This is a genomic window from Pseudomonas juntendi (assembly GCF_021560075.1).
Lineage (GTDB): Bacteria > Pseudomonadota > Gammaproteobacteria > Pseudomonadales > Pseudomonadaceae > Aquipseudomonas > Aquipseudomonas juntendi.
Genome location: NZ_CP091088.1, coordinates 1802793 through 1817992 on the forward strand (window position 1 = coordinate 1802793; position 15200 = coordinate 1817992).

18 protein-coding genes are annotated in these 15200 nt (G+C 66.8%); 2 read left to right on the top strand and 16 right to left on the bottom strand.

Going from position 1 to position 15200, the window contains the following annotated elements; translation table 11 throughout:
• The first annotated feature begins 8 nt into the window (after positions 1 to 8).
• Together L1P09_RS08310 and L1P09_RS08315 are read left to right on the top strand one after the other, a co-directional pair.
• Positions 9 to 641 carry an RES family NAD+ phosphorylase gene (locus L1P09_RS08310; RefSeq protein WP_022581025.1) on the top strand — a complete coding sequence of 211 codons (633 nt, stop codon included), beginning with the start codon at positions 9 to 11 and terminating at the stop codon, positions 639 to 641.
• Positions 642 to 725: 84 nt separating this feature from the next.
• Positions 726 to 1097, top strand: a complete 372-nt coding sequence (locus L1P09_RS08315; protein ID WP_022581024.1) for a DUF3742 family protein — start codon at positions 726 to 728, stop codon at positions 1095 to 1097.
• A 17-nt stretch (positions 1098 to 1114) separates the two neighbouring features.
• Here the strand turns inward: L1P09_RS08315 and L1P09_RS08320 are convergent, their stop codons facing one another.
• The 16 genes from L1P09_RS08320 to L1P09_RS08395 all read right to left on the bottom strand — a co-directional run bounded on the left by L1P09_RS08320 (position 1115) and on the right by L1P09_RS08395 (position 15200).
• A complete protein-coding gene (locus L1P09_RS08320; RefSeq protein WP_022581023.1) occupies positions 1115 to 2635 on the bottom strand; it encodes a conjugal transfer protein TraG N-terminal domain-containing protein in 1521 nt (506 codons plus the stop codon).
• A 15-nt stretch (positions 2636 to 2650) separates the two neighbouring features.
• Positions 2651 to 3022: a hypothetical protein gene (locus tag L1P09_RS08325; protein WP_022581022.1), complete on the bottom strand. Its 372-nt coding sequence runs from the start codon at positions 3020 to 3022 to the stop codon at positions 2651 to 2653.
• Positions 3019 to 4413, bottom strand: coding sequence for an integrating conjugative element protein (locus tag L1P09_RS08330; protein ID WP_022581021.1), 1395 nt, complete (start codon positions 4411 to 4413; stop codon positions 3019 to 3021). The genes L1P09_RS08325 and L1P09_RS08330 overlap by 4 nt, the downstream gene beginning before the upstream one ends.
• Positions 4414 to 4423: 10 nt before the next feature.
• Positions 4424 to 5350: a TIGR03756 family integrating conjugative element protein gene (locus L1P09_RS08335; RefSeq protein WP_155661894.1), complete on the bottom strand. Its 927-nt coding sequence runs from the start codon at positions 5348 to 5350 to the stop codon at positions 4424 to 4426.
• Between the two features lie 17 nt (positions 5351 to 5367).
• Positions 5368 to 5814, bottom strand: coding sequence for a TIGR03757 family integrating conjugative element protein (locus L1P09_RS08340; RefSeq protein WP_022581019.1), 447 nt, complete (start codon positions 5812 to 5814; stop codon positions 5368 to 5370).
• Positions 5815 to 5976: 162 nt separating this feature from the next.
• Positions 5977 to 6471, bottom strand: a complete 495-nt coding sequence (locus tag L1P09_RS08345) for a JAB domain-containing protein (protein WP_023435210.1) — start codon at positions 6469 to 6471, stop codon at positions 5977 to 5979.
• Positions 6472 to 6653: 182 nt separating this feature from the next.
• Positions 6654 to 7439 (bottom strand): DsbA family protein, encoded by a 786-nt coding sequence (locus tag L1P09_RS08350; protein WP_022580333.1) that lies wholly within the window; start codon positions 7437 to 7439, stop codon positions 6654 to 6656.
• Between the two features lie 13 nt (positions 7440 to 7452).
• Positions 7453 to 10353 (bottom strand): conjugative transfer ATPase, encoded by a 2901-nt coding sequence (locus L1P09_RS08355; protein ID WP_023435211.1) that lies wholly within the window; start codon positions 10351 to 10353, stop codon positions 7453 to 7455.
• Positions 10353 to 10793 (bottom strand): TIGR03751 family conjugal transfer lipoprotein, encoded by a 441-nt coding sequence (locus L1P09_RS08360; protein WP_023435212.1) that lies wholly within the window; start codon positions 10791 to 10793, stop codon positions 10353 to 10355. The genes L1P09_RS08355 and L1P09_RS08360 overlap by 1 nt, the downstream gene beginning before the upstream one ends.
• Entirely contained in the window at positions 10774 to 12192 is a 1419-nt protein-coding gene (locus L1P09_RS08365) for a TIGR03752 family integrating conjugative element protein (RefSeq protein WP_022580331.1), read from the bottom strand. Before L1P09_RS08365 ends, L1P09_RS08360 begins: the two co-directional genes overlap by 20 nt.
• Entirely contained in the window at positions 12182 to 13105 is a 924-nt protein-coding gene (locus tag L1P09_RS08370) for a TIGR03749 family integrating conjugative element protein (RefSeq protein WP_022580330.1), read from the bottom strand. The genes L1P09_RS08365 and L1P09_RS08370 overlap by 11 nt, the downstream gene beginning before the upstream one ends.
• Positions 13102 to 13794 (bottom strand): PFL_4703 family integrating conjugative element protein, encoded by a 693-nt coding sequence (locus L1P09_RS08375; protein WP_021264217.1) that lies wholly within the window; start codon positions 13792 to 13794, stop codon positions 13102 to 13104. Before L1P09_RS08375 ends, L1P09_RS08370 begins: the two co-directional genes overlap by 4 nt.
• Positions 13791 to 14201: a TIGR03750 family conjugal transfer protein gene (locus L1P09_RS08380; protein ID WP_021264218.1), complete on the bottom strand. Its 411-nt coding sequence runs from the start codon at positions 14199 to 14201 to the stop codon at positions 13791 to 13793. Before L1P09_RS08380 ends, L1P09_RS08375 begins: the two co-directional genes overlap by 4 nt.
• A 12-nt stretch (positions 14202 to 14213) precedes the next feature.
• On the bottom strand, positions 14214 to 14573 hold the full coding sequence (locus tag L1P09_RS08385; protein WP_021264219.1) for a TIGR03745 family integrating conjugative element membrane protein: 360 nt from the start codon (positions 14571 to 14573) through the stop codon (positions 14214 to 14216).
• Between the two features lie 16 nt (positions 14574 to 14589).
• Positions 14590 to 14823, bottom strand: a complete 234-nt coding sequence (locus L1P09_RS08390; protein ID WP_021264220.1) for a TIGR03758 family integrating conjugative element protein — start codon at positions 14821 to 14823, stop codon at positions 14590 to 14592.
• Positions 14820 to 15200: an integrative conjugative element protein, RAQPRD family gene (locus L1P09_RS08395; RefSeq protein ID WP_022580329.1), complete on the bottom strand. Its 381-nt coding sequence runs from the start codon at positions 15198 to 15200 to the stop codon at positions 14820 to 14822. Before L1P09_RS08395 ends, L1P09_RS08390 begins: the two co-directional genes overlap by 4 nt.

Sequence of the window (15200 nt, forward strand, 5' to 3'; positions counted from 1 at the left end):
AGACCACCATGAGCCGCAAGCTGCCTTCGTTTCTGATCGATGCCGGTGAATTGCTCCAGCACGTGAGCCGCGTCGTCTATCGGGGCAGCCCGCTGTACTATGGCCGCAGCAGCACGAATCGCTACGATGGCCCGACGGGGGCCTACGGCGTGCTCTACCTGGGGCGCGACCTACCCACAGCGCTGATGGAGTCGGTGTTTCACAAGCACCAGTGGCTTGAAGACACGAATCGCTCCATCGCCTTGAAGGAAGTTCAGGCCCGGATGGTTCGCGCAGTAGGCGTACTGGACGACGTTCTTCTGGCCGACCTCACGGCGCCGGGCGTCATGGCGGGCTACTTCGGCCTGAATCTGGAGCAGTTGGCCAGCCGCGACTACATGCACACGCAGCAGGTGTCCGCACAGGTGCATGCAATGCTCGGGGACGACGGCGAGCCGTTGTTCGACGGGGTGCTCTACCCCTCTCGCAACAACTATCCCGCCGCGAGCATCGCCCTGTTCGAGCGTGCCGGAGCGAAGGTCAGCGTCATCGAGGACATCGACCTGGTTGACCATGTGGACTGGCCGCGGTTCGTTGCCACCTACCGCATCGGCGTGGAACCCGATCCCGGCCCGGTGGAGCCGGAGGACGAAGCGTCCTGAAGCAGCAAGAAAGCGCATTGAGGCCTCAAACCGAATGAATTGGAGCAAACTGAAATAGGTATTCCTCAGCAGCAGGAGACGACCATGAACACGACGACCCGCACCAGCACCGCAGAACGCCTCGGCCGCGCCTTTGGCCGCGGATGGCGTGCCTATGCGCGTGGCGAACGGCGGGCGTCGAATTGGCTGGTATTCAGGGGGGTGCCGCGAGCTGGTGCTACCGCACTTGTGTGGGTCTTCAAGCTGGTTGTGCTCGGGGTGCTGCTCTACGTTGCTTTCTGGTTCGCACTCGTGCTGCTGGGCGTGGTGGTGGCAGGATGGGCTATGAATCAGCACCATCCCGATGAAGAAGGGTTTGAACTGCAGTACCCAACCATTGAGGAACTGCGGGCCACGCCCGGCTACGATCCCAACCTGTACAACGATACATCCCACGAGATGTACCAAGACGACTGACGCCGAAGGTCATTCGATCATTTGAGCTTGCCGCCTGAGACAGCACCTGCTCCTTTGCCACCAGCGCTTCCTGCATCCTTTGTGGCAGTGGCGAACGTGTTGGCGATCGCACCGGCACGTACACCGACCCAGGTGAGTGCGCCAATCCAGAACGTAGGCAGGACGATGAACATGGTGCCCATGATGAACATCAGAAGCATGTCTCCAAAGGCATTGTTCAATCCCACCAGCGGGTCGAAGTTTGTGTGCGGCCGATTCCACCCGAAGCCCCAGCCGTAAAGCGCATCGAGGATGGTGCTGTCGATCCAGCGGGCGAGCTGGAACCAGAAGTCCACGAAGAACAGCGCGAACTGCACGACGCTGACGGTGACGACCGTCTTCAGGTCATAGGTGCCGATGACCAGCACGAGCGGAATGCAGATGACCAGTGCCATCTTGAGCAAGGCGAGGACCATGGGCAGAGACTGTCTCACGACGTCCATGGCGGGAAACGCGGCAATCGCGCCGACTGCCATGCCGACGTCGCCCGTGGCGCGCGTCACGATGTTCGGCAGGGTCTTGTCGATCTGGCCGCCGTAGTCTGTATAGACACTGCCCTGGTTCAACTTCTGCTGCCGCGGGGAGGCAATGGCGCGGATCACCGAGTCGTCCACCTCGGCCCTGCTCAGAAACCCGGCCCAGCCTGCGAGGCGATTGAGCAGGCTCGGGTCCACCTGACCCAGCAGGCGTGTCCGCAGGCTGTTGCTGCCATCGGCCCACCACTGCCTGCAGGTCGGATAGCCGCCGCCGCTGGCCACCTGCGCAAGCCCGGCATCGCGGTTGCTGTCGTAAGGCCAGTCGTCGCGCGGCGTGCTTGAACGGTACGTGTCGTAGTAGCCGTTGGTGTCGGTGAAGAACCTCGATCCGATCCAGGTCACGTCGTGCATCTGCTGCTCATCGAGCTGAGGGCGCTGCATGAACAATTTGGCCCGTGCAGGCCCGTAGCAGTCCCGCGAGAAATCCGCCACTTCCTGGGCCAGCACGGGATCGTCAATGCGCGTGGCGTCGATCTCCATGCGCATTTGCCGAAGGTCCGTGCCACATGGGATCGCCGCCACCGAGGCGCTCGTCACGGCGCGCGAGAGCGCGTGCATGAAGGCCCACCAGACCGGCACTTTCGCCGACTGGTTGTTGATGGTGCTGAAGGACTGCGACCAGCCGGTATCCGTGGGCTGAGGCACGCTGACTTGGCACTGGGCCGAGCGCGAGCTGTCGTACTGGATGGTGTTGAGGTCCACGTCGATGAACGGAATGCCCGCGAACATCACCACCACGATGGCGACGAATACCCGGTTCTCGATGCGTGCAGCCGAGAGCAGGCCTTTGTTGCCCTCGTCGGCGCCTTCCGCTCGGGCCTTCAGCCACTCCTGCACGATGATGGCGACGAAAGGCAGCGCGAATACCCCGCTGGACACCAGCACCGCCCAGATGCCGTTGTTGACGATCCAGGACACGAGGGTGAGGTAGTACTCCAGATAGTCGGTCGTGAAGAGCGTCATGGCCCCGATCTCCCCTCAAGCGGCCTGCATCAACAGGCTGGTTTCCAGCGCGACGATGGCGACGACGCCGGCGACCTCGGTGCGGATCAGCCGGCGCCGCGCCTGCCCATCCGTCCCGGTTTGGTCTTCGCGGGCCAGCACCCGGCGGCGCATCCAGAACCATCCATAGGCCGTTGCCGCGTACACGCACAGCCGCCATACCAGGAAGTAGCCCGAAGCAGCCGCCAGCCACCGCTCCCAGCCGGCCACGCTGCCGACGAGGTAGATGCCGAGGATGTTGGCACCCACGGCGGCGACGACGAGCACCACCGTCCACAGCAGCACCTTCGCCGCGCGCCGGCTGAACAGCCAGCGCGGGCGCAGCCATCCGGCGCGGATTGGGTTCATGGGTTGCCTCCCGGAGTGCCCCTCTGGAGCCGGTCGAGGCGATCGGGAACAGGATCACCCTCGTAGATGCCACGCGAGCCAGCCGCGCGCGTGCCGTGGCGCTGGATGATGGCCATGGGCGAGTTGTTGGCCAACTCGCGACGCAGCTCCAGTTCGGTCTTGAGATTGCGGATCTCCTGGTCGAGCGTGTCGCTTTCGTGGTTCACGGCCTCGACCGCCAACTGGTTCGCCGCCACGTTGGGCTCTTTCTTCCCGGTCAACAGGGTCCGCTGGAGCAGCAATGCCTTCTCCAAGACGGACGACAGCGCGACCTCCGAGGCCAGGCGGCGTGCCAGCAGGTCCTGATCAGGTTCGTCGCGCAGCGCCTCGATGACGCCGCGCGTGATGGGCAGCGACGTGCTGCCGGCCGCGCGCAGGTTCTCGAACGTGGTGTTGCGCGTCCCCGAGATCAGCTCCTGCAGGGCTTCCAGCTTCGTCTCGTATTCCTCCTGGATTAGCGGCGTCAACCCGACGCCGGGCACGGTCTCGGTCTTGGTGCAGGAATCGCAAGTGCGCTGCTCCTGCTCCCCGAGCACCCGCGTCGCCCATTCGACCGCTTGCTGCGGCGAGGTCCAGGTCTGGCAGGACAGGCTTGCGCAACTCGCGGGCGCGATGGACGACGTGTCGGTCACGCCGCGGCCGTTGACCAGGTTGTAGCCCGCACGGGTCACGTCGCCGACCACCCGGATTGCACGCTGGCCCGCGCCGCCGGCATTGCTGCCGCCCACCCAGGGCACGCCGTCGTTGCCGCGCCTCGTCTCGGCCTGCTCGATCGCCGAAACGGCATCGGTGCTCGACACGGCATCGCGCAGCGCCATGCCTTCGGCCATTTGGCTCCAGCCGAGCTGACCGCCCGCCATGTCGGCCATCTTCTCGGCCATGGCACGGCACGTCAGCTTGGAGCGATCAAAGTCCAGCCGCGCCTGCAGCACGCCATTGGTGAGCAGGTTGTAGAGGCCGGGATCGGCGCGTTGGATGATCAGCGCAGGCAGGGACGCCACGGCGCTCGTGGCGCTCTGAATCACATTGCTCATGATCTGCTGAAAGCCGTTGGTGATGCCGTTGAGCTGGTTGCGCAGCGTGGTCTGGATGCTCATGTCGCCGCAGATCAGGTTGCTGTTCCAGCCCACGCCCACGCCGATCGAGCGCATGCCGGCCGCACGGCCCATCGACACGGCGCTGCCGCCGCCGATCGAATACATCACCTCGTCGCCGAGGATGGGGCCGCTGGTCTGGTATCCAGCCTGCGCCCACGCGAGGCCGCAGCCCAGGGCGAGCGCCCCGGCCAGCGCCGTGGGACGCAGCAGGCGACGCGCCTGGGTGGAGAGGTTCATCAGTTCAGGACGCTTCATCGCCGTATCCTCAATAGAAATCGACGCTGCCGAGGAACACCTGGCCCCGGCGTTCGCAGCACGCATAGGGCCGCCACAACGCCCAGGCGTAATCACCTTGCTGCGCCTGGGTCAGGAAGCCGCTGCGTGGGAAGACCGTGCAGGACGAGGACAGGACGGGCGTGAGTTCCTGCCACTTGCCGGTGGAAGCATCGCCCTCCATCAGCGCACCGGCGGGCCAGTAGCCGGGCCGCGAGTTGGCGAGCAGCGGCTGATAGACGTGGATCTGCCCGCGGCGCGTGACAACATCGCCCGCACGCTGGGCGACGACTGCGCCGGCCTTGTGATCGTCGGCCTGATGCAGAAAACCGCCACGCGGATACACGTTGCCCCATAGGTTCATCGTGGTGCGTGCGCCGACCTCGCGCCGGCCCGGAATCAGCGCTTCCGGGTAGGCCATCTCGGGCACGTTGTAGCGCCAGGCCAGCGTATCCAGCGTGCTGAGCAAGTACGGCATGAACGCCGTGCCCGCGCCCTCGCAGAAGTAGCCCGACGACGAGACGAACTGGTTGAACACCTCGGCGCCGGGGTGGCCGATGACGTCCGCGTTCTTGAATTTGGCGAGGTTGTTTTCGTGGTCCTCGTTCGTCGTCCCGTCGCCGCCCGCCTGGGCGGACGGGTTGGGCGTGCTCATCGCCCGGACTTCGACCCAGGGGTTTTCGCCGGTATTCGAGTACGACGACACCACCGCATCGGGGATGTAGTGGCGCACCTTGATCGACGTGCGAACCGTACAGCCGGTCCAGGTGCAGTAGAGCCAGTAGCAGATGCCGACGACGCGGTATTCGAGGCAATCGGGCGAAGCCACCGAGCCGACGATGGTGGCGGTGTTGAGGGCGTAGCTGCCGGTGGCACTGAGCAGCAGCACGGACGCCACGCCAGCGCGCAGGCGGCGCATCAGGTCGAATGCTCGGGTCACGGCTGGGTCCTCCGGTGCTGCTCGATGCGCGCGATGGCGCGAGCCACGTCCGGCTCGCCATAGACCACGTAACGCTGGTCCACCACGACCGCTGGGAGGCTGGTGACGCCCAGGCTCCAGGCGTCGGTGACGCCCTGATATGCGGAGGCGATGCGGCGCTGGAGGTCGGCGCCGCCGCTTGAGAGCCGACGCTTGACGATGGCCGTCGCCTGTTCGGGATCGGTGGGCAGTTCCGCTGAAAGCTCCGCTTCAATCCTGTGAGCTTCGTCCAGCTCGATCAGCCGCTCGCCGCCCATGGTCTTGACCGGGTGGCGGCTGTCGGTGACGACCACCACGTCGGCGGCGAAGGTGGCCGGGCTGAAAACGGCCAGAGCTGTCGGCAGCGCCACGGCCAGGCCGAGGGTTCGCCAGCCCGGCGCGAACCTGGAAAGAGATGCTGGCATGTCGCGTGCCCTTGAAGTTGATCAGAGCAGTAGTCAAACGCGAAGCCGAAGCGGCCCCAACAAACAATGCGCATCGCGCACTGCCCGCATACCTGCTTGTCTCGCGCCCATGAAAAAGCGGAGGCCGAAGCCTCCGCGTGGATTAGCAAGCCGATGCCGTCGCTATAGCAGGCCGGATTCCGCAAACGAGTACGGCGTGCCTTGGCCGACGATGAGGTGATCCAGCACCTTCACGTCGATCAGCGACAATGCCGCCCTCAGCGTTTGGGTCAACGCGCGGTCCGCGCTTGACGGCTCCGTGCAGCCCGAAGGGTGTTGGTGAGAAAAAATGACCGCTGCCGCATTCAGTTCCAAGGCACGCTGCACGATCGGACGCGCATGCACCGAGGTCGAATGGATCGTGCCTCTGAACATCGGCTCGTAGGCCAGCACCTCGTGCATGCTGTTGAGGAACACGATGGCGAAGATTTCATTGGGCTCGGCGGCCAGTTTCAGGCGCAGGTAGTCCTTGACGGCGGCGGGCCGTTCCAGGGATGGCCCCTTCTTGAAGACCCGCTGCTCCAGCAGCGCGATGCCTTGCCGGATGATCCAGTCATCGGATTGGGACGCGGGGGCAAAACGTGGCTCCACGCAGGAGTCGTTGGCGACGAGAGACATGGCGGACCTCCAGAAAGTGAGCGGAGGGCGCCACCCTGGGAGGGCAAGCCCTCCTGGGGATGGAAACTGCGGAACAAGGTGCATCCATCACCGCGCGGCGGTGATTGTTCGCGGCCAGGATGCGAAAGCGAACGGGTAGCGGTCAGCGCGGCGAGCCGCGCCGTAGCCTTCAAGACCGAGGACTACCTGGGCATGTCGCCGACAACGTCGGCAGGCATTTCGGATGTGGGGGTGGCGGGCGAAGCCGCCGCGTCGCTGGCCATGTCCCCAGCCGCCAGCATGTCCATGGCCGACAGCAAGGCATCGCCCTCGATAGGCCCCTGCAGCAGGATGGCCTGGCCCGTCTGGCGATCGAGCAGCCGCAGCGACGGCGTGGCGGTCACGCCGCTCTTGGTGGCTTCTGAGGCCTGGACGCGAATGGCGGCGCCGGGACGTTCGCTTGCCATGCACTGCTTGATGGCTGGCGTGGATTCGGGGTACTGAAGCCCGTCGGGCAATCCTTGGCCGTCGCTGCGCGTATGGGCATAGACCCATTCGACGGCTTGCCAGAACGCAGCATGCCCGCCTGCTTCGGCGGCGCACTCGGCCAGGCGGGCCTCGTCCGACGCGGCCGGCTCGTGCGCGGCCAGCGGCTGGTGGTGCCATTGCAGCGCCACGTCGGTGTTGTTGCCGACCCAGTGCTTTAGCTGGGGGAAGTACTCCCGGCAGAACGGGCATTCCAGGTCGGCATAGAGCGTCAGCGTGAAGCGGCCCTCCGGGTTGCCCATCTGCCAGGGAGGGCCGGAGGGCTGCATGATGCTGGCCGGCGCGGGCGGCTGTGGCGAGGAATCACCGGGCGTCCGGGACACCCGCCAGATCAGGACCAGTGCGACCAGCGCAGCAGCCAATACCCAGGACCAGCGAGGCCGCCAGCGGCGACGGCGGAACGCCTGGACCTGCATCGGAATGGAAGGACGTTTCTGTTCCATGGCGTTCTCCGGTTTACGACAGTTCCAGGGCCGGCGACTCGATGCCACGGGCCTGGTCGATCTTCTCGGCTACCTTGAAGGCCGCTTCCAGTTCGGTGCAGCCGTATTGCTGCATGAGCTGGTAGCGCTCGGCCTTCTCTTCGGGTTCGGTCTGCGCAAGCGCGAGGTACAGGCTTGGCGGCACGGCGCGGAACAGCACTTCCATGCTCTTGGAGAGGATGACTCCCTCGGTGAACTTGCCCGCCTCCTTGCGGGCCGACAGCATCAGCGCCTTCTGCGCGGGCGAGAGTTCGCGGAACCGCGCGATCTTCTCGACTTCATCGGGCGGCATGCTGAGACAGATCCACCACTCGATCATGTTGAGCATGGGCTCCGCGGCGCGCGGCAAGTCGTCGATGTTTTGCGTCGCGAGCCAGAACCAGGCCCCCAACTTTCTCCACATTTTTGTAATTTTCACGACGTAGGGCGCGAGCAGCGGGTTCTTCGTGATGATGTGGCCTTCATCGGTGACGTTGATGATCGGGTGGCCCAGGTACTGGTCGCGTTCGGCGATGTTGTTCACCGTGCTGATCAGGCTGATGTAGGCGATGGAGAGCTGGGCGTTGTAGCCCTCCCGTGCATAGGTCGCCAGATCGACCAAGGTGATGTCGGCTTCGGGCCATGGCGTGCCGTCGCGGTCGAACATCTCGCCGTCCGTGCCTTGGCAGAACATATCCATCGCGTCCGCCATCTCCAGCAGCCGCACGCGCCGCATCTCGGGCAGCGTCGGGTCCTGGCCGCGAGTGCGCAGCGCGTTGCGCACGTCGCGCGTGAGCACCGTGCGCTTCTCGCTACCACCCCCGCCGTGGCAGTGCTCGGCGGCGTCGAGGATGCACTGGCGGATCAGCGAGCGGTCGGCCCGCGTCATCCGGGCTTCTTCCTTGTCCTCGCCGCCCGTGATCATCAGGCGGGCCGTGATCTCCAACTCGCCCAGCACATCGCGCTGCTCGTCCGACTCCATGGCCGAGGCGTCCGGGGGCAGGTCTTCATCCAGCGCATCGGCATCGAGTGTCTGCACGTCGCTCGGCGTCTCGATCAGCCGGCGCGCGTCGGCGAATGGAGCGAGGCTGATGCCCGAGCCAGGGGCCAGCTTGACCCGGTTCACGGTCAGGCCCAGGCGCTTGGCGAAATCGCTGAACAGACCGAAGCTGTTGCCAGCCTCCACGATGAACAACCGTGGCCGGTAGATCGCCGTGACCTGGTTCAAGAGGTTGTTGAGCGTCGCGGACTTGCCCGAGCCTGTGGGGCCGAACAGAAACAGGTGGGCATTCATCTGCCGATCCAGGCGGTTGAGCGGGTCGAAGGTGATCGGGCCGCCACCGCGGTTGAACATCGTGATGCCAGGGTGCCCCGTGCCCTGGGCACGACCCCACACCGGCGCCAGGTTCGCCGCGTGCTGGGCGAACATCAGTTGGGTGTACCACTTGCGCCGATCCTGGCCAGGGTTGTAGCAGCACGGCAGCCAGCGCAAGTAGCTGTTGAGGGGTGCCACCTCGTCGTCCTCGCGCACCGGCTGCAAGCCGGCATTGAGCATCACGTTCGCCAGGTCCAGTCCGCGCCGGTCCAGTTCCGCTTCGTCGCGTCCGCGCAGGTAGAACGCCAGCGTCCCCCGGTAGAGCTTGTGCGCGCTGCCGATGAGGGAGCGGGCTTCCTGCACGTCCTTCAACGTCTGCTCCGACGCCAGCGTCTCGCCCACGGCCTTCTTCGCCAGGTGGTTGAGATCCGCTTCCAGGACATCCTGCGGCGTGGCGACCATCGTGAGACAAAGCAAGGTGTCTTCCGGCATCTGGTCGAACAGCGTGTTGATGGCATCCCCTTTGCGGGTCTCGCCGGTCAGGTGTCCGGTGCCGGGCGGCATGCGCAGCCGGTCGGAGATCAGCACGCGGTGCGGCATGCCGTCGAAGTACCAGGTGCCGTGCTCCACGTCGGAGCGTGGCTGACCGAAGAACAACCGCTGGCTGAAATCCCGCCCGCTCGCCAGCTCGATCTCGCCGGCCTCGCTTTCTTCGGTGCTGTCGGGGTAGCGCGCCAGCGCGTAGAAGCGCTCCCGATCCTCGGCGCCAGGCCCGAGCATCGCGGGGCGCGGATTGAACCACCGCAGCAGCCAGTCGTGGACGTCGGCCGCGACCATGCGCCGCGCCTGGATGCCCGCGTTGGCCAAGCCGCCGCACAGGCGGTCACAGACGATGTTCAGCATCTGCTCGGGCGTTTGGCCGCGGCGGCTTGCCTGCCCCTGTCCTTGTCCGCTCACGCGGCGATAGACCACCATGCGCACGCGCCGCGTCTGGCCGCGCCAGCGCAGCCGCGTGACCACCGTGTCCTCGAACAGCCCGCCCGGCTTGGCCACCGCGCGCAGGTGGTGGCCGAAGAAGCGCAGGTAGAACTCGGTGAACGCGGTATCGCGGGCGCGCGGCTGCACGTAGTCGCGCAGGGCCTGCATGTACTGGTCGAAGCTGGGCTCGTCCTGGGCGTAGAGCTGGAGTACCCAGGGGTTTTCGTCCAGCTCATCGAAAGAGTCCTGGAGCGCGTTCTCCAAGGCATCGCGGGCATGCGCGAGCCAACCGGGTTCCCGGCCCTCGGTGCCCAGCGGCACCAGCTCGTAGAAGGCAGCGACCGACTGCCCATCCTCCAGCAGCATGGACTTTGACTGTGGCAGGAACTCCACCCAAGGCAGCAGTTCCGCGAACGACGGCGCAACGTCGTACAGCGCCTGCTCGTCGGCTACCGTCGCCGGCCTGCGGCCCTGGACCGCTGCGCCGGGTTCGGGGATGCCGGCCTGGTGCAAGGCCTGGACATGGAGCTGCCAGCCGTCTGGCTTCTCTTCGTCGCCGATGCCGGATGCGGCCAGCTTCGGCCAGGGAAGTTTCCAGCGCATCAGTAGTCCTCCACGCGCTCGCCCGGCATGGCGTACTGCACGCGCTGATAGAGGGGGAAGACCGTCGTGTAGCCCGGCACAGGTACAGGGTCCGAGCCCGCCAAGTGTGGATACACGTACATGACGAGATCGGGATTCGGCAGCCGGTGGAACTGGCGATAGACCTCGTTGCGTGCGGTGCGCGTGTAGCGCGTCTGCTCGGCGGGCGCGGCCTGCACGTCGGCCTCGGTCAGCGGCCGGCGCAGGCTCTGGCGGGCATCGAGCAACTGCCGGCGTGCCGCCTGGCCGGCGCTCCCGCCGCCGTCGCCGGCGTTCTGCTGCCAGATGTCCATCATCGTGCTGTCGCCGTGGGGCAGCAGCTTTTCCTTGCTGGTGGCGCAGCCGCCGAGCACCGCGACGGCGAGGGCCAGCGCCAGGCCCCTATTCAAGTTCGAGAGCATGGCTTTCTCCTGCGCGGTGATCGACCTTGCGGCCTTCGGGATCGAAGTCGATGGCGAGCGGCTTTTCGAGGTGGACGGCGACCTTCGCGCCGGGCTGGACATAGACGGCCGCGAACGCCTGCCCGTACAGCTTGTTCACCCAGTCCGCCATGTCGCGCACGCCACCGGCCAGGATGCGGCCCACGGCCTCGTTGCCCGAGATGCCGACGCTGCCGATGGAGCCGTCGGCGCCGACGTAGGACATCTGGCCGCTGTCGCTGTCGATCAGCGAGGCCACGCCGGCACCGGCCGCGGTGATCAGGGCCTGCGAGCCGAGGTATTGCTGGGCGTTGCTGCGCCGCTCGCCGCTGACGCAAGGGATGCCATACGGATCGCTGATCCAGCCCAGGCCGTCGCGCTGCTGGTTGTTCTGCTGGTTGCCTTCGCGGTCTTCGGGAATCGTGCGAATCGTGCCGTCGTTGAAGACGAACGTGATGCTGCGCACCTGGCCGCGCACGCATGAAAGTGTCCAGTCGCCCGACGCGGTGCCGCTGAACACGGCGCCGGCCACGTCGGGAATGTCGATGCCATTGGCCGTCAGGTTGTCCGGGCCGACCAGGACTTTGAACGGATACGGATCGTTGACGGTTCCGTCGATCGGCACGCGACCGATCAGCGCGGTCATCGCCACGGAGCCCATCAGCGTCGAGTTGGTCGGCACGGTATAGACCGGCTTGGCACTCTTGACGCCTGCCGCACGTGCGCCGGCGTTCGCCACGGTTTTCGCGGCGGTTTCCAGCGTGCTTTGCGCGGGGCCGAAGCTCGTCGGGAAGCTCATGCCGTTGCCCGTGCCACGACTGCCGTTGCGGCCCTCGGTCTTCTTCGCGTCGTCCGGCTCGACCCACCGCATGCCGCCTTCCATGCCGGCCTCGTCGCCATCGCGCAGCCCCAGGCCCACGGGCAGATCGGCATGGCTGCCGCCGCGCCCGCCAATGCTGTCCAGGCGCCGCTGCAGGTCGGCGAGCAGCCCTTCGGTCTGCTGGCGCGCGCTGGCCGCCTGTTCCTGGTCGCGGCGCAGGTTGGAGCGCTCGGATTCGAGGGCCGAGTTGATGCGCTGGTCGATGGAGTTTTCGCGCTGGCGCAGGCGCTGGTTTTCTTCGCGCTGCGACTTGTTGTCGGTCAGCGCGGTCTGAAGCTCGGTGCGCAACTGCTTCACCTGGGCGACGAGTGTTGCCACGGTATCGCGGGGGGTATCGCCCTCGATGCCCAGCGCCTTCATTTCCTCAGGCGTGAGCTTGGAGCCGGCATCCGCCGCGGGCGGTGCCGACGTGCTTCCACCCGAGAAGAGCCGGATGGCAACGAACAGCACCAGCAAGGCGACCGGGATCATCAGCCACTTGAGCAAGCCGTTACTGCGCATGGCGGGCCTCCTTGCCGTCGCCGTCGCCGGCTTCGGCTTCCGGCTGCGGCAGATGCACTGCCGGGTCGAAACGGTGGATCGCCGGCAGCAGCGATTGCGCGAGGCCGCGCCCGCGCGTCACCAGGTACAGGACGGTCGTGTCCTCGGGCATCCCGCGGGGGCCGAGCGCTTCGTGCTGAAAGGTGGCGGTGAGGAAGTCGCCTTGCAGCACACGCGGGTCGAGGGTGATCCAGCCGCTGCTGCTGTTGGTCAGGCGTACGGCAGTGACCCACTGGTCTTCCAGACGCCACGACGCGAGCGCGACCGCGCGCACCGGCAGCGTCGGCATCAGCGTGCCGAGGTCGAGGTCGCGGCGCAGGTTCACCCGCATGACGCCCGGCAGCGGCTCCACGGTGCGCAGGGGCGCGTAGAGGTTCTGCGCAGCGAAGCGCGTCAGCACGACGGCGATTGGAGTATCGCGCCGCGCCGCATGAGCGCCTTGCTGATCCTGGGCGCGTGCCGGGGCCGCATCGGCACCGCGTGCCTGATCGCCGTAGCGCGCCGGAGTGCTGCTGCCCTCTACGATGCGCACCGGCTCCAGCTCGGCTTCGCCGTCCTTGGGCGGCTCGGCCGCGATGTCGAGCAGGATCAGCGCGCCGGTATCGGCGTCCTGCAGTTGCAGCCGCGTGGGCTCGATCGGTTCGTTGGCGCGCAGATACACCGCGCCACCCGCGCTCTGCACGCGCAGGCGTTCGCCCACGCCCGCAGGCACGCCCACGCGGACGTTCCGGTCGATGAACACGATGCGCTCCTGGCCCACCTTCAGCGGCACCGCGAGCGGCATGCGTTCCCAGCGCAGAATCTCCACAGCATGGGAGACGGGTGCCGCGGCCGCGGCCAGCAGCCCCAGCAGCACGAGTACAGGATGCTTCATGGGGTGTTTCCTCCTTGGGGCGCTTGCGGAGACAGGCCGCCAGGCGCCGGGCGCGTCGGCTCCGGGGCGCTGATGCGCTGGGGCGCACCGTCGTAGCAGTCCAGCGCCAGGCCGAACGGGTTGCGGGCGGGATCGACGTCCACCCGCGTGACTTTCACCGGGTAGCGCACGAGCGCGCGCTTGACCTGCTCAGCGCCGTAGTACTCGTCGGCGGTGATGTCGAGCGTCACCACCCAGTCGCGGTCGGAGACCACGCGCACGCGCGCCGTGGGGTCGTCGCCGTAGCCGCGGCCGGGGATTTCGTAGATGCCGCGCACGCGCTGGCGCAGTTCGCCCGTGTTGCGGCGGTAGTCGTAGTCCGCGCGCAGGAAGGCTTGGCAGGACGGGGTGAGATACGGCGAGAGCGTATGGAGGTTGCGCGGGTAGTCCTCTTCGCCGTTCGTCGGCCAGCGGTTGAGGGTCTGGAACACGTAGAACGTGAACGCATAGACCGATTCGGGCGGCACTTCCCACCACTTGCGGGTACTGCCGGAGCGCAGGTCGGGCGGGACGTGGATGGTCAGGTCGCGCGGCGCGCTCCACCAGCCACCGCCCATGACCAGGGCGACGATGACCAGCGCGCCAGCACCCAGGCGAAGCGTCTTGATGTGCGCCTGCAGGTGGGTGATCTCGTTCTTGAAGCGGCTCATCGTGCCCCCCTTGCGGCAGACCTTCGGGTGGTCCAGAAGCCGGAGCGCGAGATCAGCACGTGGCCGCCTACCCATCCCGCCATCAGCGGATGGCGCGTGGCGATGCGCCATTGCAGTTGCCTGTACAGCCAGGTATCGGGACGCCCGCGCTTGAGCCGGCGCAGGATGCCGCCGCCGATGAAGACGCCCAGGGCCACGCCCAGGACGACGAACGTCGGCGCGATGGCGATCGTGCGGAACACCCAGGACAGCGGCGCGCCGACCAGCAGGCCGGCGGCGCCGGACAGGCCGCAGCAGATCCACAGCTCGTCGGCGGTGAGGCCGCGCACGACAACGGGGTGGCGGTTGAGCCGGTGCGGAAGGAACGTGACCGTCCCGTCCGCACGGACGTGCTGCTGCTCGGACATACCGGCCTCGCCTTACAGGATGCCGGTGGCTTCGGTGAGCAGCCAGATGCCGATCACGAGCAGCACGGCACCGATCGCGACGGTGAGGCCGAACTGGCCCCAGGTCTTGCGGCCGGTGTGGATTTCCGCGTAGGTCCCGTAGGCGTGGTAGCAGACGCCGATGAACATCGACGCCACGACCAGGAGGGCCACGAGCATGATGATGTCGTAGCCGTAGTTCCTGATCGTTTCCATGATGCCGTTGCCGGTGCCGCGGGTCGGGTTCTCCAACTGCGGCAGTCCTTGTGCGAACGACAGCACGGGCAGCGCAGCGGCGCCCAGTGCCACAGCGGCGCGCTGGGCAAGACGGGAATGGAGGATGCGGTTTTGCATGGTCGTGCCTTTCAGGTCAGGAGAGGAGGAAGAAGCTCAGGACGAGGTACATCGCGACGAAGCGGATGCAGACGCTGAGGAACTGGCGCTGGTTGAGGCGGCTCTCGGCCCACCCCACGTAGGCCGTTCGGATGGCCCAGACACCCCAGACGAGCAGGACCGCAAACACGACGCCGACCAGGACGGTCGCCATCGCCGAAGGCGCGATGCCGCTGTTGGCTTGAAATGCCGAGACCTGGGCGCCGTTCATTGCTGGGCTTCCGTAGTCGTCGGCGATGGCGAAGCGGATCGCTCGGTGCGGTAGTCGCCGGCCAGCTCGGAGGGGTCGCGCGGCTGGGCACGCGACGGTGTGAGATGGGCCTGGATGCCGGCGCGCACGCGCGCCAGGTCAGCCAGCAGCCGCGGGTAATCGAAGTGGTAGCGCTCGCCCGGCTGGATGGGGGCACGCGCGGCGCTGTCGGCGACGGTGCGCTCCAGCGCGTCGAGCTGGCGCAGCGCGGCGACCAGCTCCTGGCGCTGTGCCGGGGACTCGGCCAACGCCGTCAGGGACTGACCCAGCAGCAGGGCCGTCACGAGAAAAATGGGCACGCCGCGATGCGCGGCGCGCTGCCAGATCGGAGCCAACAT